We start from the raw sequence: 20,113 nt of genomic DNA on the forward strand, positions 1-20,113 counted from the left end.
CATGGGGGCGGGCGTCCGTGACGGGCGCCCGCCCTTCGCCGTCCCGGACGGTGTCCGGCCCCGCGCGGTCGGCACCGCCCGTCCGGCTCAGGTCGACCCGTCCGAAGGACACGCGGTGTGACGGGAGCCGGACAGGGCCTTGACGATCCACGCCCGGTTCGCCGCCACGCGGTCCTCGCCCACGGCCCACCGGCTCGCGTCGTCGGTGCCCCGCGCCACCTCGACCAGCACATGCTGACCCCGGCGGGGCCCCGGATGCGCACCCTCGGCGAGGAGGAAGGCGACCTGGGCCGGGCCCCGGTCGGGCTTGTACCGGCGGGTGACGGTCAGCACGATCCGGCTGCCCTGCCCGCCTTTCGGTTCCACCCGGGCCACGGTGCCCTCGACTACGAGCCGGTCGCAGGCCAGGGTCAGTTCCGGATCGGACGGCGGGGGCCCGTCGCCCGACCGCCGGTCCGCCTCACCGGGGCCGCCCTTGGCGTCCGCCGCGCCGGCGCTCTTGGCCGCCTGGGCGTCGCTGCCGCTGTTCTCCGTGACGAGCCGGGCCAGCCCGGCGACGGCCGACAGGGCCACCACGGCCGCCAGGGACCCGAGGGCGATGCGCAGGGCGCGGCCGCGGCGCACGGGCCTCGCGGGCCGCGGGGCGCGCGGACGGCTCGGGGCCGTCACCGGGGAGTGAGCCCCGGCCAGCGGAGCCGCCAGCATGTCCCCGATGGCCGACAGTTGCTCGCGCAGCAGCGCCACGTCGGCCACTGCCGCCCGGTGCCCGGCCATGAACTCGGCGTCGGCCCGTGCGGCCTCCGGCAGCGGCTCGCCGGTGATCGCGGCCATCAGCGCATCGGCGCCGTCGTACTCGGCGGCCACGTCACACCACCTCGTCCTCGTGCAGACGGTCGCGCAGCGCGCGCACCGCCGAGTGGAGCCTGCTCTTGACCGTGCCCTCGGGGATGCCGAGTTCCTCGGCGATCCCCCGGACGGGCAGGTCGGCGTAGAAGCGCAGGACGAGGACCTGGCGGTGGGCGTCCGGCAACTCGTCCAGGCCCTGGGCCACGGCGAGCTGGAGCAGGCGGGAGTCCTCGCCCGAAGCGTGCTCCGGCTCCCGGAGGGAGGCCAGCCGTTCACCCAGGCGTTCCTGGCGGCGCTTGGCACGGTGCCAGTCCATCGCCAGGTTCGAGGCGACGACGGCCACCCAGGCGGACACGTCCCGCGGCGCCTCGCGCCCGCTCGCGGCCCGTTCCAGCAGCCGCAGGCGGACCTGCTGCACCCCGTCCGGCAGGTCCGCCTGCGGCACCCCGCCGAGTGCGAGCACCGCCCTCACCCGACGTTCCTGGGCCGCGTCCAGGGGGTCGTCCACCGCGTGGTCGGCCCCCCGCCCGCGGCGGGCGTTTCTGCGCAGCACAGCCACCCCTCCCCTTGCGCGTTACCTCTACGACGCCGCGGCGGCCGGAAACGTTCGGGTCTCTCGTGCGAGTCGCCGCAGAGGCGTACGTCACACCTTGCGTGCACCCGGGGCCCGCGGGCAGGCACGGGACAGCAGAGCTTGCGGCGGAGGGTGCCCGCCGAACGAATTTCTCCAGCTCAGTGCGGGTGGACACCGAATGTCCGCAACCGTCGTCCGGGCCGTCGCGTCCCATACCCCGGGCGTACGGCGCAAAGAATTGGACAGGCGGCCCGGGGCCGGCCGCATGATGGAAAAGCCTCGGCCGAGCAACACACACGTAAAGACACGCAGAGGGAGTCACCGTGAGGGTCGGAATCGTCGGAGCCACCGGTCAGGTCGGCACGGTCATGCGCAGGATCCTCACCGAGCGGAACTTCCCGGTCACGGAGCTGCGCCTGTTCGCCTCGGCGCGTTCGGCGGGGACGATTCTCGACGGGGTGACGGTGGAGGACGCGGCGTCCGCCGACTACACCGGCCTGGACATCGTGCTGTTCTCCGCGGGTGGCGCGACCTCCAGGGCGCTGGCCGAGAAGGTCGCCTCGCAGGGCGCCGTGGTGATCGACAACTCCTCCGCGTGGCGCCGGGACCCGGACGTGCCCCTGGTGGTCTCCGAGGTGAACCCGCACGCGGTCGTGAACCGCCCGAAGGGCATCATCGCCAACCCGAACTGCACCACGATGGCCGCGATGCCGGTGCTGAAGCCGCTGCACGACGAGGCGGGCCTCGAGGCACTGGTCGCCACCACCTACCAGGCGGTGTCCGGTTCGGGCCTCGCGGGCGTCGCGGAGCTGCACAACCAGGCCCAGAAGGTGGTCGCGGACGCCGACAGGCTGACGCACGACGGCGCGGCGGTCGACTTCCCCGAGCCGCAGGTCTACAAGCGCCCGATCGCCTTCAACGTGGTCCCCTTCGCGGGCAATCTCGTGGACGACGGGCTGAACGAGACGGACGAGGAGCAGAAGCTCCGCAACGAGTCCCGCAAGATCCTCGAGATCCCCGGTCTGAAGGTCTCCGGCACCTGCGTGCGCGTCCCGGTCTTCTCCGGCCACTCCCTCCAGGTCAACGCCCGCTTCGCGCGTCCGCTGTCCGTGGAGCGTGCGACGGAGCTGCTGGCCGGCGCCCCCGGTGTCGTCCTCTCCGACATCCCGACCCCGCTCGAGGCGGCCGGACAGGACCCCTCGTACGTGGGCCGCGTCCGCACGGACGAGACCGTGGAGAACGGCCTCGCCCTGTTCGTCTCCAGCGACAACCTGCGCAAGGGCGCGGCCCTGAACGCGGTGCAGATCGCGGAGCTGGTGGCGGCCGAACTCAACCGGTAGGGGACGCCGCGCGGGGGCGCCCACCACTTCGGTGGGCGCCCCCGCGCCGTGCTCACCGACCCCTGCGGACCTCGTACAGGAAGCACCCGTACTCCACGGCCCGCACATGGACGAGCGCCACGTCCGGATCCGCGAACGCCTCCTCGATCGCCGGCCCGACGCCGTCCTCGACCAGGCGGCCGCCGAGGATACGGCCGTCCCGCCCATAGCGGCGGACCGTGCGGTGGGCGCCCGTGAACGGATACCCGTCGAGGTCGGGGCCTTCGCACGGGTCCGCGTGGAGGAACACCGGTCCCTGTTCGTCGTAGGCCCCGGGATCCACGCCCGTCTCCCCCGCCCAGCGCCGCAGGGGTGCGTACGAGACCAGGGCGATCCGCTCGCCCGGCGTGCTGCGTCGCAGACAGCAGCGCAGCGGGGCGCCGCCCTCCTCCTCGTCCACGAAGGGGCCCATGGGGCGGCCCGCGTCGTCCGCGGTGCGCAGTTCCTTCAGGGTCGCCGGGCCGATGGGCCGTGCCGTGTACGTCGTCATGGCTCCAGGCTCCCGTTCGTCCGCCCCGTCCACCGGCGGCAAACGGACATCGCGTTCCCCGGCCGGGCCGGGCCGGGGGCCGAGCGGGCCCCGGTCATCGCCCGAGACGCAGGTGACATGGAAGGATGGCGCAACCCACACATAACGAGGAGATGACCGCGTGCCTGGCACAAACCTGACTCGCGAAGAGGCGCAGCAGCGGGCGAAGCTGCTCACCGTTGACTCGTACGAGATCGATCTCGACCTCTCCGGCGCGCAGGAGGGCGGCACCTACCGGTCCGTGACCACGGTGCGCTTCGACTCCACCGAGAACGGCTCGGAGTCCTTCATCGACCTGGTGGCACCGACCGTCCACGAGGTCACTCTGAACGGCGACGCCCTCGACCCCGCCGAGGTCTTCAAGGACTCCAGGATCGCGCTGCCCGGCCTTCTGGAGGGCCGCAACGTGCTCCGCGTGGTCGCCGACTGCGCGTACACCAACACCGGTGAGGGTCTGCACCGCTTCGTCGACCCCGTGGACGACCAGGCCTACCTGTACACCCAGTTCGAGGTGCCGGACGCCCGTCGCGTCTTCGCGTCCTTCGAGCAGCCGGACCTCAAGGCGACCTTCCAGTTCACGGTGAAGGCGCCCAGCGGCTGGACCGTCATCTCCAACTCGCCCACGCCCGAGCCCAAGGACGACGTCTGGGTCTTCGAGCCGACGCCGCGCATCTCGAGCTACATCACCGCGCTGATCGTGGGCCCGTACCACTCCGTGCACAGCGTGTACGAGAAGGACGGCCGGAGTGTCCCGCTCGGCGTGTACTGCCGGCCCTCCCTCGCCGAGTTCCTCGACTCGGACGCGATCTTCGACGTGACCCGCCAGGGCTTCGACTGGTTCCAGGAGAAGTTCGACTACGCGTACCCCTTCAAGAAGTACGACCAGCTCTTCGTGCCGGAGTTCAACGCGGGCGCGATGGAGAACGCCGGTGCGGTCACGATCCGCGACCAGTACGTCTTCCGCTCCAAGGTGACGGACGCCGCGTACGAGGTGCGGGCGGAGACCATTCTGCACGAGCTGGCCCACATGTGGTTCGGCGACCTCGTGACCATGGAGTGGTGGAACGACCTGTGGCTGAACGAGTCGTTCGCCACCTACACGTCCATCGCCTGCCAGGCGCACCACCCCGGGTCCCGCTGGCCGCACTCCTGGACCACGTTCGCCAACTCCATGAAAACGTGGGCGTACCGGCAGGACCAGCTGCCGTCGACGCACCCGATCATGGCCGAGATCAACGACCTGGACGATGTGCTCGTCAACTTCGACGGCATCACGTACGCCAAGGGCGCCTCGGTCCTCAAGCAGCTCGTCGCCTATGTCGGCATGGACGAGTTCTTCCGTGGCGTGCAGGCGTACTTCAAGCAGCACGCCTACGGCAACACGCGCCTGTCCGACCTGCTGGGCGCCCTGGAGGAGACCTCCGGCCGCGACCTGAAGACCTGGTCGGGGAAGTGGCTGGAGACCGCGGGCATCAACGTCCTCCGCCCGGAGATCGAGACCGACGGGAACGGCGTCATCACCTCCTTCGCCATCCGCCAGGAGGCCCCGGCCCTCCCGGCCGGCGCGAAGGGCGAGCCCACCCTGCGTCCGCACCGCATCGCCGTCGGCCTGTACGACCTCGACGGCGACAGCGGCAAACTGCTGCGCGCCGAGGACGGCCGGATCGAGCTGGACGTCGACGGCGAGCTCACCGCCGTGCCGCAGCTGACCGGCCGGCGCCGTCCCGACGTCATCCTGCTCAACGACGACGATCTGTCGTACGCGAAGGTCCGTCTGGACGAGCAGTCCCTCGCCTTCGTCACCGAGCACCTGGGGGACTTCGACTCGTCGCTGCCGCGCGCCCTCTGCTGGGCCTCGGCCTGGGACATGACGCGGGACGCGGAGCTGGCGACCCGCGACTACCTGTCCCTGGTCCTGTCCGGCATCGGCAAGGAGTCGGACATCGGTGTCGTGCAGTCGCTGCACCGCCAGGTGAAGCTGGCCGTCGACCTGTACGCGGACCCGTCCGCGCGGGAGGCGCTGCTGACCCGCTGGACGGACGCGACCCTGGCCCATCTGCGCTCGGCCGAGCCGGGAAGCGACCACCAGCTGGCGTGGGCCCGCGCCTTCGCGGCCACGGCCCGTACGCCGGAGCAGCTGGACCTGCTGGAAGCGCTGCTCGACGGCTCGCAGACCGTGGAGGGCCTCGTCGTCGACACCGAGCTGCGCTGGGCGTTCGTGCAACGGCTCGCGGCCGTCGGCCGCTTCGACGAGACCGAGATCGCGGGAGAGCTGGAGCGGGACAAGACCGCCGCCGGAGAGCGGCACGCGGCGATCGCGCGGGCCGCGCGCCCCACGCCGGAGGCCAAGGCGGAGGCCTGGGCTTCGGTCGTCGAGTCCGACAAGCTGCCCAACGCCGTGCAGGAGGCGGTGATCACGGGCTTCGTCCAGACCGACCAGCGCGAACTGCTCGCCCCCTACACGGAGAAGTACTTCGAGGTGGTCAAGGACATCTGGGACTCCCGCTCCCACGAGATGGCCCAGCAGATCGTGGTCGGGCTCTACCCGTCGATCCAGGTCTCCGCTGAGACGTCGGCGAAGGCGGACTCCTGGCTGGCCTCGGCCGAGCCGTCCCCGGCGCTGCGTCGCCTGATCATGGAGTCGAGCGCCGGCGTCGAACGCGCGCTGAAGGCACAGGCCGCGGACGCGGCCGCCTCCTAGTCGTACCCCGAACACCAAGGGCGCCCGGCCGTGTGCCGGGCGCCCTTCGCGCGATACGGCGTCGCCCCCGGCCACGCGCTTTTGTCCGGCCGTGCATCGGCCGACGGGCAGCAGCCGGCATGGCTCCAAGCCACTTACCGTCAAGTCGCTTTCTCCCATGCGACCTGATCGGAGCGGATACTGTCCCCATGGCCAGGGACAACAACGACGAAGGACACCGGGCGCCCAGGGATCCCGTCGACGCGATCATCGAGCAGTGGGCCACCGAGCGGCCCGACCTCGACACGGCCGCGATGGAGGTCTTCGGGCGCGTCTTCCGGCTCTCACGGGAGATGGGCGACCGGATGGAGAAGGCCTACGGGCGGTTCGGGCTCGGGCGCAGCGACTTCGACGTGCTGGCGGCCCTGCGCCGTTCCGGTGCGCCGTACACACTCTCCCCGCGCCTGCTCTCGTCGACCCTGATGCTCACCACGGGCGGGATGACCGGCCGCCTCGACAAGCTGGAGCGTACGGGGCTGGTGCGCCGCTCGCCCGATCCGCACGACCGGCGCGGACTCCAGGTGACCCTCACGGACGAGGGCCTCCGGCTGATCGACGAGGCGGTGGGCGCCGGTCTGGCCGTCCAGACCGAGGCGCTCGGCGCCCTGGACCCGCAGCAGGCCGGGCACCTCGCCGACCTGCTGCGCCGATTGCTCGCCGGTACGGTCGGCGCCGGCCCGGCCGACTGACCGCCGCCCGTTCGGCACGTGCCCGGGTTTCCCGTCGAGGAGAACGCGGCCCGGACGGGGGCTTACGGAACGACGGGCGAGCGCACGCCGGAAACCCACGCGGGTTACGTCCGTACGGGTGAAAGGCATCGAGGGAGTCCGCGCCCCGTACAGGTGCGCGGACTCCCTCGCGGAAGGGGAAGGAGGCGGCTGCCCCGCGGGCCTGGCCCGGGCCCACGGCGCGGCGGGGCGTCAGCCCTGCTTCGCCTGCTTGCGGGTCTTGTCGGTGACCATGACGAGACCGGCGATGATCGCGAACAGCACGATCGGCGCGGCCACGAAGAGCCCCAGCGTCTCCGCCACGCTCAGGCCCGTGCCGGGGTCGTCACCGTCGTCGCGGGTCAGCGCGAGCGCGGGGGACGACATGAGCAGCATCATCAGCGTCGTACCGGCGGCCAGGGCGCCGGCGCGCAGGGCGTTCTTCTTGTCCACGGTGCAAAAGTAGCGAACGCCGGAACGGCCCGCGCGCCCGGGGGTGCGCTACGGCTCACGCCGGCCGTCACCCGGCCCTGCCCCGCAACACTCCCATCAGCGCGTGCAGCCGCGGTGAGGCCGCCAGATCCTCCAGGGTCACGGGTTGTCCCTCCGCATCCGCTATCGGCAGTCGCCAGTTCGGGTACTCGTCCCATGTGCCCGGCAGGTTCTGCGGGCGGCGGTCGCCCACCGCGTCCGGAAGCCAGACGCCGATCAACCGGGCCGGGGTGCGCAGCAGAAAGCGATGGACCGCCTGGATCTCCATCTCCTCCGACACCACCGAGACCCCGCCGCTCCCTCCCTTCAGCAGTCCCAGCCGGGACAGCAGGGCGAGCCACTCACCGGTGTCGGTGGCCGCGGCGGCCCGCTCCTGGTCGAGCGGGCGGGTCAGCAGACCGAGCCGGTCGCGCAGTTCGACGTGTTCGCCGGTGAGCCGGGCGGCCGTCGAGGGCAGATCGTGGGTGGTGGCGGTGGCCAGGCAGTCCGCGCGCCAGCGCTCGGGCGGCAGCGGCTTCCCGGTGCCCTCCCAGTCGCGCTCGAACCACAGCACGGATGTGCCGAGCACACCGCGCTCGTGCAGCGTCCCACGCACCCCGGGCTCCACGGTCCCGAGGTCCTCACCGATGACGAGCGACCCGGCCCGCGAGGCCTCCAGCACCAGGACGGCGAGCATGGCCTCGGCGTCGTACCGGACGTAGGTCCCCTCCGTGGGCGGCTGCCCCTGCGGTACCCACCACAGCCGGAACAGGCCCATCACATGGTCGATGCGCAGGGCGCCGGCGTGCCGCAGCAGGGCGCGCAGCAGCCGGCGGAAAGGGGCGTAGCCGGACGCCGCCAGGCGGTCGGGGCGCCAGGGCGGCAGGCCCCAGTCCTGGCCGCGCGCGTTGAAGGCGTCCGGCGGAGCGCCCACCGACATTCCGGCCGCGAGGTGCTCCTGCTGCGCCCAGGCGTCGGCGCCGCCGGGGTGCACGCCGACCGCGAGATCGTGGATCAGGCCGACCGCCATCCCGGCGTCCCTCGCGGTGCGCTGGGCGGTGCCGAGTTGGGCGTCGGTCAGCCAGGCGAGATGGCTGTGGAAGTCGACGCGCTCCATCAACTCGGCGCGGGCCCGGGCGGTCTCGGGCGAACGCGGATCGCGCAGCCCGGGGGGCCAGGAGTGCCAGTCGGCGCCGTACGCCTCCGCGAGCGCGCACCACGTCGCGTAGTCCTCCAGGACCTCGCCCTCCTGGGCGAGGAAGTCCGCGTAGGCGGCGCGCCGTCCGGGGCCGAGCGGCACCGCGTGCACAAGTTCGAGCGCCTCGCGCTTGAGCTCCCACACCGCGTCCCGGTCGATCAACTCGCCCTTCTCGACGACGGATTCACGCAGTCGCGCGGCGCGCTCCAGCAGCGTACGCAGGCGGGTCCGGTCCTCGACGTACGGGAACTCGGGAACGTCCTCGACACGCAGATGCACGGGGTCGGGGAAACGGCGGGAGGAGGGGCGGTACGGAGAGGGATCGGTGGGTACGCCGGGCACGGCCGCGTGCAACGGGTTCACCTGGACGAAGCCGGCGCCGAGGGCCCGTCCGGCCCAGGCCGTCACCTCGGCGAGGTCACCGAGGTCTCCCATGCCCCAGGACCTCTGGGACAGCAGGGAGTAGAGCTGGACGAGCAGTCCGTAGGAGCGGGCCGGAGGTACGGGCAGCCGGGCGGGCGCGGCGATCAGATGGGCCCGGGCGGTGCGTCCGTCGGGCGCGGTGACGTGCAGGGCGTGGACCCCGGGCGGGAGTTGCTCGGCCGACGCGCGCGTCTCGCCCTGTTCGGTCTCGACCGTGACGCGGCTGCCGTCCGGGAGTGCGGCGAGCGCCGCGGGCGCGCGTCCGCCCCAGCACACCACGGTCGGCGGCAGCAGGCGTTCACGCAGCTCGGTCTCGCGGGCGGCCAGGGCCTGCCGCACGGCGTCCGGGGTGCCCGCGTCCACGCCGAGCGCGGCCAGAACGGCGGTGACGGCGGTGTCCGACGCCGCGACCGTACGGTCCGCTGACGGGCGGTAGGAGGTGGCGACGCCGTGCAGCGCGGCGAGCCGGGCCAGCGGCGTCCCGTCGCGCGCGGGGTCGGCCGACGTCATCTAGTACCCCGTGGGGTCCGCACCGGCGGCCGAGGGCTCGCTGGTCAGCGGCGTGAGATCGGTGTGGGGCGGTTCACTGGTGAGGGGCTCGGCGTCGGGCAGCGGCGGCTCGCTGGTCAGCGGCGCCTCCGCGCAGGCGCCCTCGGCGCTGAGCACGCACAGCAGGGCGTCGGCGTCGGCGGACGGCACCGCGTCGGGTTTGTACTGCGCCGGGAGCAAGGGGTGTACCGGTGCGGCCACGGGGGCCTCCTCGTCGTCGTACGACAGATGCGGGTGAGAGCAGCCCTACCCAGTGGGCGCGTTCGCAGACGTACGAGGACGAACAACGTGTGTCTGGTCACATTTCGTTCCCGTGCACCTCCACCCAAGGGGCAAAACGCGACACATCGACCACTCCCGTCGACACTCTAGTCAGGAGGGCGGCGTCTTCGACGTCGCCGGGCGCCACCGGAGGAGGCCGCCTGCGAACCGGCGGTCCCCACCGGAGCGATAGACGGGGTGTGAGACTGTTCCGCCCCATGGGGGGCCACCGGGAGAAGGACACGGACGCGGCCCTGCTGCGCGCGGTCGCGGACGGCGATTCGACGGCGATGGCCGCCCTGTACGACCGGCACGCGGGATGGCTGCACATGCGGCTCGCGCGGCGCTGCGGCGACGCCGAAGCGGTGCGGGAGGTCCTGCAGGACACCTTTGTGACGGTGTGGCGGTCGGCGGCGGCACACCGCGGCGAGGAGGTCGGCGGCTGGCTGTGGACGATCGCCGCACGGCGTCTGGTCGACGCGCGCCGCGCACAGGAGCGCACCGCACGGATCGAGACGTCACCGATGGACGCGATACGGGTCGAGCACGAATCGTCGGTGGCGGCGCCGTCCACGGAGGAACGGGTGCTCGCGAGGCTGGAGTTCGGCGACGTGGGCACCGCTCTCGACCGGATCTCCCCCGAGTTGCGGGACGTGTTGCGCGCGACGGTCGTCGACGGGCTGACCACCCGTGAGACCGCCCGTCTGCTCGGGATACCCGAAGGCACGGTCAAGAGCCGCGCCATGCGCGCCCGCGCCGAACTCCGCTCGGCCCTTGCCCATTTGAGCCCGACACCGCTGGGAGGCCCGGCATGACCGGCTGGCACGCGCCCGACGACCTGGTCACCCGCTATGCAGACGACGCGCTGCCGGAGCCGGACGCGTGGTCGCTGGAGAAGCATCTGGAGGAGTGCGGCAGTTGCGCGACACGCGTGTCGCGGGCGGTACGGGAAACGGCGGCGGGCGCTGTCCTGGTGGACGTGCGGACGGCGGTACTGGCAGCGGCTCCCGTCCCGGCCCCCGCAAGGCGCGTGTCGAACGCCCGGCTGTGGTCGCCGCGCGTCTTCCTCCCCTCCTCCCGCCCCCGTCTGGCCCGCGTCCTGTGGGCCGCCGGCCCCGCCGTCCGCGGAGCCTGGCCGGCGGCCGTGCTGCTCGTGGCCCTCGGAGCTGTCGCGCTGGCACATGCGGGCGGTTTCGACGGGACTCGGCCGCTGCTGCTCGCCGTCGCGCCGGTCGTGCCCGTCGCAGGGGTCGCCCTCTCCTACGGGGCGCACGCCGACCCGCTGCACGAGATCGTGACGGCCACCCCCTCCGGAGGCCTGCGACTGGTGCTGACGCGCACGGCCGCCGTGCTGGCCGTGAGCTTGCCGCTGCTGACCCTTGCCGGGCTGCTGCTGCCCGCATCCGGCGCGCCGGGCGCGGCCGCCTGGCTGCTGCCCGGGCTCGCACTGACATCGGCCTCGCTGGCCCTCGGCTCCTACGTCGGTTGCCGCACCGCGACGGCCGTGATCGCGGGCGGCTGGCTCTGCGCCGTGCCTGCCCGGGCACTCGCCGCCCACGGCGGCCACCCGACGGCCCGCCTCGCCGAGCAACTCTCCCGCTGCCTCGACGGGGCCCCGGCGCAGGGCGCCTGGGCGGCCGCGGCCACGCTCTGCGTCGCCCTGCTGGTCGCCCGCCGGGCCACCTTCGACCACGGGGAGCAGCGTTGACGACCCGAGAGCCCCTGTACGAGCCCACCGGCGCGCGTCGCCGCCCCCCTCTGGAGAAGCGTTGAGCACGATACGAGTGACCGGTCTGCGTGTGCGGCACCGCAGGACCACCGCCCTCGACGGGGTCGACCTCGCGTTCGGCCCGGGCGTGCACGGACTGCTGGGCCCCAATGCCGCGGGCAAGACATCCCTGATCCGCGTCCTCGCCACGGTGGCCGCACCGAGCGACGGCCGGGTGGAGATCCTCGGAGAGGATGTCGGCGACCACCGCCGTCGTGGCAGGGTGCGCGGTCGTCTGGGCTATCTGCCCCAGGAGTTCGGCTACTACCCGGGGTTCACGGTGCGCGAGTTCGTCTCGTACGTGGCCTGGCTGAAGGAGATGCCGGCCACCGCCACCCCGGCAGCCGTGGAACGGGCCGTGGCCCGGGTCGGGCTGACCGACCGCATCGACGCGAAGATCAGGACACTGTCCGGCGGCATGATCCGCCGCGTCGGTATCGCCCAGGCCGTCGTCAACGAACCGCACATCCTGCTGTTCGACGAGCCGACGGCCGGACTCGACCCCGAGCAGCGGGTGGAGTTCCGTGCATTGCTGCGCCGGCTGGGCGCCGACGCCACGGTGATCGTCTCCACCCATCTGGTGGAGGACGTGGCCGCCGCCTGCACGGAGGTCACCCTTGTGGACGCGGGGCAGATCGCCTACCGCGGCACCCCCGGGTCGCTGGCCGCGCTCGGCGGATCGGAAGACGGCAGTGGTGACAGCGCGATCGAACGTGGGTTCATGGCGGCGTTGCGGGCGCACCGCGCACCGTCGGCCGCCCGGGAGGTCTCGCCATGACTCTCACGGCCGATGGCAGGAAGCCGCCCGCGCGCCCGCTTCACCCCCTGCGCGCCGAAGTCGTCCGCGGCTTCGCCCCCTGGACCGGAGCCGTCGTGCTGCTGACGCTCGGCGTGCTGCTGACCGGCACTTCCGCGCGGTGGCAGGGCGGCTGGGCCGAGACCCGCTCCCAGCTGCACGACTCGATGCTCGTGATCGCCCCCCTCACGGCAGCCGCGGGCTGCCTGCAGGGCGGGCGGGAACGCCGGCGCCGTACCGACGAGCTGTGGGAGACCGCCGTACGCGGGCGACTCGCACGGTTCCTCGCGTCGGCCATGCCGGTCGCGCTGTGGGCTGCCGCCGGGTTCGCGGCTGCAGCGGCCCTGGCCCTGCTCGCCACCTGGCCCTACGCCCAGGGCGATCGTCCGCACCTCGGCCTGCTGCCGGGGGACGCGGTGCTGCTGGCGGCCTGTGCGGTGGCGGGTCATGTCGTGGGGCGGCTCGTGGCCTGGCGGCCGGCGGCCCCTGTGCTCGCGATGGCGGGGTACCTCGTTCTGGCCGTTCCGGCGATGGCCTCCCCTGGGGCCGGCCGCCATCTGGACGCGGCCTTTCCGGCGCCGGTCGGTTCGGACCCGGTCTGGTGGCAGCCGGTGGTGATGGCGGTGTGGACCGGCGGTCTGGCGTCGGCAGCGGTACTGGCGTACGCCGCCCGGCGCCGGTACACGGCGCTGGTACCACTCGCCGCGGCGATCGCCGCCGGCGCCCTTCTGGTACGGACCGGGGACGGTCTGTGGCACGACGACCCGCTCGCGAGCCGTCAGGTCTGCGACACGTCGACCACACCCCAGATCTGTGTGAACGCCCGCTACGAGGGCCTGTTGCCCCAAATACGTGGGGCCCTGTCAGAAGTCGTCGGTCGACTGGAGGGCGTGCAGAACCTTCCGGTCCGGTTCGAGGACCGTCCGGGCGCGCCGCGACACGGCGAAGCGCAGTTGCCGATGCTGGCGCCGTTCGGCTGGTCCGTCGTCCGGGGGCGGTTGACCGATCCGAAGCAGTACGCGTGGGAGGCGGTGGTGGAGCTGGAGGGCCGCGGCGACTGCGAGAGCACAGTGGACCCGCGCGTGCGCAGGGCGGACGACGCGGTCGAGCACTATCTGGCCCCCGGCCCTCACCAGGAATACTTCGACAAACTGGCAGCCGAGGGCAGTGCCGCCGAGCGCGCCGAGCTGACGGCCAGGCAACGGGCCAGGGCCCGGCTGGCGTCCATGGGCGAGGAGGAGCGCCGCATCTGGCTGTCGGCGTACTTCGCGACGGCAGGCAGCTGCGGTGCGCGGGGGGTGCCGGCCCTGTGACGGCCATCGGTCCCCGGCTGTACGCCCGCTCCCGCGCGCTGTGGCCCACCCTCGCGGCGCTCGTCGGGACCACCGGATTCGCCCTGTGGGCCGCACACCTCATGGACGCCTACCTGGACCCGTCCCGGCGGGTGCCGGTCGTGGCACTGGCCCCGCTCATGGCCGCCGCCGTGATCGGTACGAGCCTGTACACGGCGTCCGACGAACTGGACCGCACCGCCGTCCGCCCGTGGTGGCCGCGGCGACTGGTGCAGTTGCTGGGCCTGAGCGCTGTGGCGGCCGCGCTGCTGCCGACGGCCGTGCTCGGTGACACGCTCGTCTTCGGGCCGCCTGCCATGATCCGCAACACGCTGGGCAGCACGGGCGTCACGGCGGCCGCGGCCGTGCTGTTCGGCGCACGGCTGAGCTGGCTGCCGGCTTTCGGCTATGTGAGTGCGGTGTACCTGGCCTCCGGCGGCGCGCGCGGACCTGCGGTCACGGTGTGGGCCTGGCCGATGCAGCCGGGCCCACAGACGGGCGCCTGGGCGGCCGCCCTCGCCGCCTTCGCCGCGGGCGGAGCCCTGTACGTGGCACGCGGAGCGCGCCCCGAGGGGGCCCGCGTCTGAGACGCGGGCCTCCTCTCCGGGTATGCAAAAGCCCGGATCGTCAGGCGGAAATGCCGTCGATCCGGGCCAAGGCGTCGTCCGCGCCGAACGGCTGCAGGTATGGCAGCCAGCGCGGGTCCCTATGCCCGGTGCCGATGATGCGCCAGGCCAGCCCTGTGGGTGGAGCGGGTTTGTGGCGCAGGCGCCAGCCCAGCTCGAACAGGTGCCGGTCGGCTTTGACGTGATTGCAGCGGCGACAGGACGCCACCACGTTGTCCCAGACGTGCTGACCACCGCGGCTGCGCGGAATGACGTGGTCGACGCTGGTTGCGACGCCACCGCAGTACATGCACCGGCCGCCGTCGCGCGCGAACAGCGCGCGCCGGGTAAGAGGAACGGGCCCCCGATAGGGAACCCGCACGAATCGCTTCAGCCGGACCACGCTGGGTGCGGGGACAGTAACGGTTGCGCTGTGCATAAAGGCGCCGGACTCCTCGAGGCAGATGGCCTTGTTCTCGAGGACGAGGACGAGCGCGCGGCGGAGCGGTACGACGCCGAGTGGCTCGTACGACGCGTTGAGGACCAGGACGTGCGGCACGGATGCCTCCTTGTACGCCGGCGGCGCGTGGCTCGCGCCGGGACGATCTGCAGCCAGTTTCCCCTCATGCCTGGTGGAAGCGCCACCATGTCCCGGTAACGGGCTGGGAGTGTTTTCGACCACACCTCAAGCATTCCCCGAGATGCGCCCCGTGACTTCTCCGGGTGAGCACCGTCTCTCCTCGCCACTTCGGCATGATCCTCACACGATGCCCCGTTAGTGTGGTGGGGCTGCCCATCCGGTGACCTCTCCGTGACCTCGCCGACCCTGACGACCGTGCCCGCTCGTGCCGGAGGCAGACGCTGCACCAGGAGGTACCTGCCGTGTCCCTGACCGCGCTGTCGTTCGCCGGCGCTGCCAGTCCTTCGCCGTCGCCGTCGCAGTCGACGCCTCCGGCGGTCCCCACCCTCCAGGACGCCCAGGAGAGTGCGACGAACGCCGCGAGCTGGGTCCAGCAGAACTGGTCCACGTGGCTCGCGATCGGTCTCAGGGTCCTGCTGATCCTGGTGGTCGCGGCGGTACTGAGAGTGATGGTGCGGCGGGCGATCACCAAGCTGATCGACCGTATGACCCGCACCGTCCAGGCGGTGGACGGCACGGCGCTCGGCGGCCTGCTGGTGAACGCGGAGCGCCGCAGGCAGCGCTCGCAGGCGATCGGCTCGGTGCTCCGCTCGGTGGCGTCGTTCCTCATCCTGGGCACCGCGGCACTGATGGTCCTGTCGACCTTCCAGATCAATCTGGCGCCGCTGCTCGCGTCCGCCGGTGTCGCGGGTGTGGCCATCGGTTTCGGCGCGCGCAACCTGGTGACGGACTTCCTGTCCGGCGTGTTCATGATCCTGGAGGACCAGTACGGCGTCGGCGACAGCATCGACGCGGGCGTGGCCTCCGGCGAGGTGATAGAGGTGGGCCTGCGGGTGACCAAGCTGCGCGGCGACAACGGCGAGATCTGGTACGTCCGCAACGGCGAGGTCAAGCGCATCGGCAACCTCTCGCAGGGCTGGGCGACCGCCGGAGTGGATGTGACCGTCCGCCCCAGTGAGGACCTGGACCGGGTGAAGGCGATCCTCGAGGCGGTGGCCGAGCAGATGAGCAAGGACGAGCCCTGGAACGAGCGCCTGTGGGGGCCGATCGAGGTACTCGGCCTGGACAGCGTGCTGCTGGAATCGATGGTGGTCCGCCTCACGGCGAAGACGATGCCGGGCAAGGCCCTGTCGGTGGAGCGCGAGTTGCGCTGGCGCATCAAGCGGGCCTTCGACGAGGCGGGCATCCGCATAGTGGGCGGCCTGCCGACGGTCGAGGCGCTGGAGGCCGCTCCCGACCCGGCGGCCACGGTGGCGGCCCCCTCGGTCTACTCCAACACTGCCTCGCCCCAGGCGGAGGCGGCGGCGCCGATCGCGTCACCGCGGCCGGCGGCGCGGTAGCGGTCCGACGACAAGGAGGCGGCGCCCGGTGTCCACCGGGCGCCGCCTTTTTCGTGCCCGAAGGCCGTCGCCCCCGGGTCGGGCCATGGCGGTCCGCCGGACGAACCGTGCGCGCCATCGGCCCCTGGGCACCGGCTCCAGCCGTCCGACCGGCCGGGCCAGGCGCCCGCCTTCAAGGCCGTCAGGTAACGAGTTGGTTGCCGCCAGTGGCCGGTATTGACGCCTTCGTAGCGGCGGGCCTACCTTCCTGTCACCAATAGGAAACTTTCCTAACAGTGATCTCCAGGGGCCGCCCCGAACACGGGAAATCCCCCGAACGATCACCCGGTGGACTTCCCGGCGGCCCCGCTGAGAAGCTGGGCCGTTGAAAGGCAGGTGGCGACACACATGGCAGGATCCGCCGGCACACCGGGCACCCCGCGTGTGTTGCGCGCCATGAACGACCGCGCCGCCCTGGACCTCCTCCTGGAGCACGGTCCGCTCAGCCGCACCCGCATCGGCAAGCTCACCGGACTGTCCAAGCCCACCGCCTCCCAGCTCCTCGCACGCCTCGAGGCGGCCGGTCTCGTCCTGATGACCGGCACGAGCGAGGGCCGGCCGGGCCCGAGCGCACAGCTGTACGTCGTCAACCCGGCCGCCGCGCATGTCGCCGCCCTCGACGTCACCCCCGAACGCATCCTCGCCGCCGTCGCCGACATCACCGGCAGAACGGTGGGCGAGCACAGACTGTCCACCCCGGGCCGCCGCCCCTCCCAACCCGTCGTACGCCAGGTCACCGACGCGCTCGAGGGCGCCGTGAAGGCCGCCGGGCTCGCCGTCTCCGACGTGCACCGGGTGGTCATCGGCACCCCGGGCGCCTTCGACCCCAACACCGGCCGGCTGCGCTACGCCTCCCACCTGCCCGGCTGGCACACCCCCGCGCTGCTCGACGAACTCGCGGCCGGCCTCCCGATGCCCGTCGAGTACGAGAACGACGTCAACCTCGTCGCCCTGGCCGAACAGCGGCTCGGCGCGGCCAAGGGCCACGCGGACTTCGTCCTGCTGTGGAACGAAGGCGGTCTCGGTGCCGCACTCGTCCTCGGTGGCCGGCTGCACCGCGGCTGGACCGGCGGCGCCGGCGAGGTCGGATTCCTGCCGGTCCCCGGGGCTCCCCTGGTCCGCCAGGTGACGAAGGCCAACAGCGGCGGCTACCAGGAACTGGCGGGCTCCCAGGCCATCCCCCGGCTCGCCCGCGAACTCGGTGTCACGGACGTGCCCTCCGGTCCGTACACCGAGGTCGCCGCCACCCTCGTCGCCCTGGGCGCCGACAGCACCACCGGCCCCCACCGACGGCTCCTGGAGACGTACGCGACCCGGCTGGCCACCGGCCTCGCCGCGCTCGTCTCCGTGCTCGACCCCGAACTCGTCGTCCTCAGCGGCGCCTCGCTCACCGCCGGAGGCGAGCCGCTGCGCACCCTGCTCCAGGCCGAACTGGAGGAGCTGGCCGCGTCCCGGCCGCGCCTCGTCGTCGGCGATGTACGCGAACACCCCGTACTGCGAGGCGCGTTGGAGAGCGCCCTCGCAACCACCCGCGACGAGGTCTTCGACACCTCGCGCTGAGCCATGGGCGCCGGCCCCGGCACCCGCTCCGGTCGAATCACACCCAGCCCGTCCCAGGGAGACCCCGTCATGCCCGAAGTCATGCCCAAAGTGATCCGAAAGACGGCTTTCGCCCTCACCGCGTCCCTCGCACTCCTCACCACCGCCTGTACCGGTCAGTCCTCCTCCGGCGCGAACGACGACGCCTCCAAGGACACCACCATCAACTTCTGGCACGCCTGGAGCGCGCCCTCCGAGACGAAGGCCGTGAAGGACCTGATCGCGGGCTTCGAGAAGGCGCACCCGAACATCCACGTCAATGTCGTCGCCAACATGACCGACGACAAGATGAACCAGGCCCTGCGCACCGGCGGCGACAAGGCCCCCGACGTCATCTCCTCCTTCACCACCAATAACGTCGGCAAGTTCTGCTCCTCCGACGCCCTGATCGACCTCAACCCGTTCTTCAAGGAGTCCGGCGTCGACCCGGACGCCACCTTCCCGAAGGCGATGAACGAGTACACCCAGTACGACGGCAACCGCTGCACGGTGCCGCTGCTCGGTGACGCCTACGGGCTCTACTACAACAAGACGGCCTTCGAGAAGGCGGGCATCACGAACCCGCCCAAGACCTGGAGCGAGTTCGAGGCCGACGCCAAGAAGCTGACGATCCCCGCCGGGGACGGCTACAAGCAGCTCGGATTCATGCCGGACTACCACGGCTGGGAGACCACCACCGAGCACTACTTCGCGCAGTTCTCCCCGACGTACTTCGACACGAGCGGCAAGTCCGGCCTCGCCAAGGACCCGGCGTTCAAGGCCGGATTCACGCTCCAGAAGAAGCTGGTCGACGAACTGGGCGGATTCCAGAAGCTGGAGAAGTACCGCTCCAAGCTCGGCGACGAGTGGGGTCCCAAGCACCCCTTCCACACCGGCCAGGTCGCCATGCAGCTGGACGGCGAGTGGCGCCTGGGCATGGCCCTGGACGCGAAGCCGAAGTTCGACATCGGCGTGGCCCCGCTGCCCGTGCCCGACGACCAGGCCGACCAGTACGGCAAGGGCTACATCACCGGCACCATCGCCGGCATCGCAGCCACCAGCAAGAAGCAGAACGCGGCCTGGGAACTGGTGAAGTACATGACCACGGACACGGACGCGGTCGTCGGCTTCTCCAACGCCATCCACAACGTGCCCTCCACGCTGGAGGCGCTGAAGTCCCCGAAGCTGAAGTACGACCCGCGCTTCAAGACGTTCCTGGACATCGCGGCGAACCCGAACTCGACCACGACGCCCGCCTCCATCAACGGCGGCCAGTACCTCGTGACCATCCAGCAGTTCGGCTACGACTACGAGAGCGGCAAGGTCACGGACCTCGACGCGGGCCTCGCCGGCGCGGCCAAGCAGATCGACACGGACATCGCGCAGGCGAAGTAGCGATGAGCACGATCACCCTCGCGTCGAAGCGCCGCCGGGCGGCGCTTCGCACGCTCGCCTTCATGTCGCCCTGGCTGATCGGTTTCGCGGTCTTCTTCGCGTACCCGCTGATCTCGACGGTCTACTTCTCGTTCATGCACTACGACGGCTTCAGGCCTCCGTCGTGGAGCGGGACGAAGAACTGGACGTACGTCTTCAACGACTATCCGTACTTCTGGCCCGCCCTGCGCAACACCCTGTGGCTGGTGCTCGTCATGGTCAGCCTCCGGGTCGTCTTCGGACTCGGCGTCGGCATGCTCATCACCAAGATCAGGACGGGCACGGGCGTCTTCCGCACCCTCTTCTACCTGCCCTACCTCGCCCCGCCCGTCGCCGCGACGATGGCCTTCGCCTTCCTCCTCAACCCCGGTACGGGCCCGGTCAACGCGATCCTCGACAAGATCGGGATACCGGCGCCGGGCTGGTTCAACGACCCCACCTGGTCCAAGCCCGCGCTCACCCTGCTGGCCCTGTGGGGCGTCGGCGACCTGATGGTCATCTTCATGGCGGCGCTGCTCGACGTGCCCAGGGAGCAGTACGAGGCGGCCGAGCTGGACGGGGCGTCGGCCTGGCAGCGCTTCCGGTACGTCACCCTGCCGAACATCTCGCCGATCGTGATGTTCGCCGTGGTCACCGGCGTGATCCAGACCATGCAGTACTACACGCAGCCACTCATCGCCGGAAAGGTCGCCTCGGGCGTCATCCAGGGCGCCGGGACGCAGTTCGAGCCGGGCTATCCGGAGAAGTCCACGCTCACCCTGCCCCAGCTCGTCTACAACCTCGGCTTCCAGCGCTTCGACTACGGCTCGGCCTGTGTGGTCGCACTCGTGCTCTTCGCCCTGTCGATGGTGTTCACCGCGTTCCTGATGCGGCGCCGGGGCGGCCTCAATCTGGCAGGTGACTGA

At 71.8% G+C, this 20,113-nt stretch carries 19 protein-coding genes; 12 read left to right on the forward strand and 7 right to left on the reverse strand.

Annotated elements, in window-relative coordinates; translation table 11 throughout:
* Positions 1-87: 87 nt before the first annotated feature.
* Entirely contained in the window at positions 88-864 is a 777-nt protein-coding gene (locus ADL25_RS29515; protein ID WP_059130913.1) for a hypothetical protein, read from the reverse strand.
* 1 nt (position 865) lies between these two features.
* Positions 866-1,405, reverse strand: coding sequence for an RNA polymerase sigma factor (locus ADL25_RS29520; protein WP_181923048.1), 540 nt, complete (start codon positions 1,403-1,405; stop codon positions 866-868).
* A gap of 338 nt (positions 1,406-1,743) precedes the next feature.
* On the opposite strand from ADL25_RS29520, the gene ADL25_RS29525 reads away from it, so the two are divergent.
* The gene (locus tag ADL25_RS29525) at positions 1,744-2,760 is read left to right on the forward strand and encodes an aspartate-semialdehyde dehydrogenase (protein WP_059130915.1); all 1,017 of its coding nucleotides are present in this window, start codon (positions 1,744-1,746) and stop codon (positions 2,758-2,760) included.
* Between the two features lie 52 nt (positions 2,761-2,812).
* On the opposite strand, the gene ADL25_RS29530 is transcribed toward ADL25_RS29525, so the two are convergent.
* Positions 2,813-3,289 carry a DUF1203 domain-containing protein gene (locus tag ADL25_RS29530; protein WP_059130916.1) on the reverse strand — a complete coding sequence of 159 codons (477 nt, stop codon included), beginning with the start codon at positions 3,287-3,289 and terminating at the stop codon, positions 2,813-2,815.
* 160 nt (positions 3,290-3,449) lie between these two features.
* On the opposite strand from ADL25_RS29530, the gene pepN reads away from it, so the two are divergent.
* Together pepN and ADL25_RS29540 are read left to right on the forward strand one after the other, a co-directional pair.
* On the forward strand, positions 3,450-6,029 hold the full coding sequence (gene pepN / locus ADL25_RS29535) for an aminopeptidase N (RefSeq protein ID WP_059130917.1): 2,580 nt from the start codon (positions 3,450-3,452) through the stop codon (positions 6,027-6,029).
* Positions 6,030-6,217: 188 nt separating this feature from the next.
* The gene (locus tag ADL25_RS29540) at positions 6,218-6,757 is read left to right on the forward strand and encodes a MarR family winged helix-turn-helix transcriptional regulator (protein ID WP_059130918.1); all 540 of its coding nucleotides are present in this window, start codon (positions 6,218-6,220) and stop codon (positions 6,755-6,757) included.
* A 231-nt stretch (positions 6,758-6,988) separates the two neighbouring features.
* On the opposite strand, the gene ADL25_RS29545 is transcribed toward ADL25_RS29540, so the two are convergent.
* From ADL25_RS29545 to ADL25_RS29555, 3 genes are all read right to left on the reverse strand, one after another.
* Positions 6,989-7,228, reverse strand: a complete 240-nt coding sequence (locus ADL25_RS29545) for a hypothetical protein (RefSeq protein ID WP_059130919.1) — start codon at positions 7,226-7,228, stop codon at positions 6,989-6,991.
* Between the two features lie 67 nt (positions 7,229-7,295).
* A complete protein-coding gene (malQ, locus tag ADL25_RS29550) occupies positions 7,296-9,377 on the reverse strand; it encodes a 4-alpha-glucanotransferase (RefSeq protein ID WP_059130920.1) in 2,082 nt (693 codons plus the stop codon).
* Positions 9,378-9,617 carry a hypothetical protein gene (locus tag ADL25_RS29555; RefSeq protein WP_107116734.1) on the reverse strand — a complete coding sequence of 80 codons (240 nt, stop codon included), beginning with the start codon at positions 9,615-9,617 and terminating at the stop codon, positions 9,378-9,380.
* 278 nt (positions 9,618-9,895) lie between these two features.
* On the opposite strand from ADL25_RS29555, the gene ADL25_RS29560 reads away from it, so the two are divergent.
* The 5 genes from ADL25_RS29560 to ADL25_RS29580 all read left to right on the forward strand — a co-directional run bounded on the left by ADL25_RS29560 (position 9,896) and on the right by ADL25_RS29580 (position 14,159).
* Positions 9,896-10,492 carry an RNA polymerase sigma factor gene (locus tag ADL25_RS29560; RefSeq protein WP_059130921.1) on the forward strand — a complete coding sequence of 199 codons (597 nt, stop codon included), beginning with the start codon at positions 9,896-9,898 and terminating at the stop codon, positions 10,490-10,492.
* A complete protein-coding gene (locus ADL25_RS29565) occupies positions 10,489-11,385 on the forward strand; it encodes a zf-HC2 domain-containing protein (RefSeq protein WP_059130922.1) in 897 nt (298 codons plus the stop codon). Before ADL25_RS29560 ends, ADL25_RS29565 begins: the two co-directional genes overlap by 4 nt.
* Positions 11,386-11,446: 61 nt before the next feature.
* Positions 11,447-12,223: an ATP-binding cassette domain-containing protein gene (locus ADL25_RS29570; protein ID WP_234381081.1), complete on the forward strand. Its 777-nt coding sequence runs from the start codon at positions 11,447-11,449 to the stop codon at positions 12,221-12,223.
* Positions 12,220-13,554: a hypothetical protein gene (locus ADL25_RS29575; protein WP_059130924.1), complete on the forward strand. Its 1,335-nt coding sequence runs from the start codon at positions 12,220-12,222 to the stop codon at positions 13,552-13,554. The genes ADL25_RS29570 and ADL25_RS29575 overlap by 4 nt, the downstream gene beginning before the upstream one ends.
* Positions 13,551-14,159, forward strand: coding sequence for a hypothetical protein (locus tag ADL25_RS29580; RefSeq protein ID WP_059130925.1), 609 nt, complete (start codon positions 13,551-13,553; stop codon positions 14,157-14,159). Before ADL25_RS29575 ends, ADL25_RS29580 begins: the two co-directional genes overlap by 4 nt.
* 40 nt (positions 14,160-14,199) lie before the next feature.
* Here the strand turns inward: ADL25_RS29580 and ADL25_RS29585 are convergent, their stop codons facing one another.
* Positions 14,200-14,736, reverse strand: a complete 537-nt coding sequence (locus ADL25_RS29585) for an HNH endonuclease (RefSeq protein WP_059130926.1) — start codon at positions 14,734-14,736, stop codon at positions 14,200-14,202.
* Between the two features lie 323 nt (positions 14,737-15,059).
* Between ADL25_RS29585 and ADL25_RS29590 the strand changes: the two genes are divergently transcribed.
* From ADL25_RS29590 to ADL25_RS29605, 4 genes are all read left to right on the forward strand, one after another.
* The gene (locus tag ADL25_RS29590) at positions 15,060-16,157 is read left to right on the forward strand and encodes a mechanosensitive ion channel family protein (protein ID WP_059130927.1); all 1,098 of its coding nucleotides are present in this window, start codon (positions 15,060-15,062) and stop codon (positions 16,155-16,157) included.
* A 387-nt stretch (positions 16,158-16,544) separates the two neighbouring features.
* Positions 16,545-17,756, forward strand: coding sequence for an ROK family transcriptional regulator (locus tag ADL25_RS29595; RefSeq protein ID WP_059130928.1), 1,212 nt, complete (start codon positions 16,545-16,547; stop codon positions 17,754-17,756).
* 81 nt (positions 17,757-17,837) lie between these two features.
* Entirely contained in the window at positions 17,838-19,169 is a 1,332-nt protein-coding gene (locus tag ADL25_RS29600; protein WP_059130963.1) for an ABC transporter substrate-binding protein, read from the forward strand.
* 2 nt (positions 19,170-19,171) lie between these two features.
* The gene (locus ADL25_RS29605; RefSeq protein ID WP_059130929.1) at positions 19,172-20,113 is read left to right on the forward strand and encodes a carbohydrate ABC transporter permease; all 942 of its coding nucleotides are present in this window, start codon (positions 19,172-19,174) and stop codon (positions 20,111-20,113) included.

Origin of the sequence: Streptomyces sp. NRRL F-5122 (assembly GCF_001507435.1) — a bacterium.
In the GTDB taxonomy this organism is placed as follows: Bacteria; Actinomycetota; Actinomycetes; order Streptomycetales; family Streptomycetaceae; genus Streptomyces; species Streptomyces lannensis.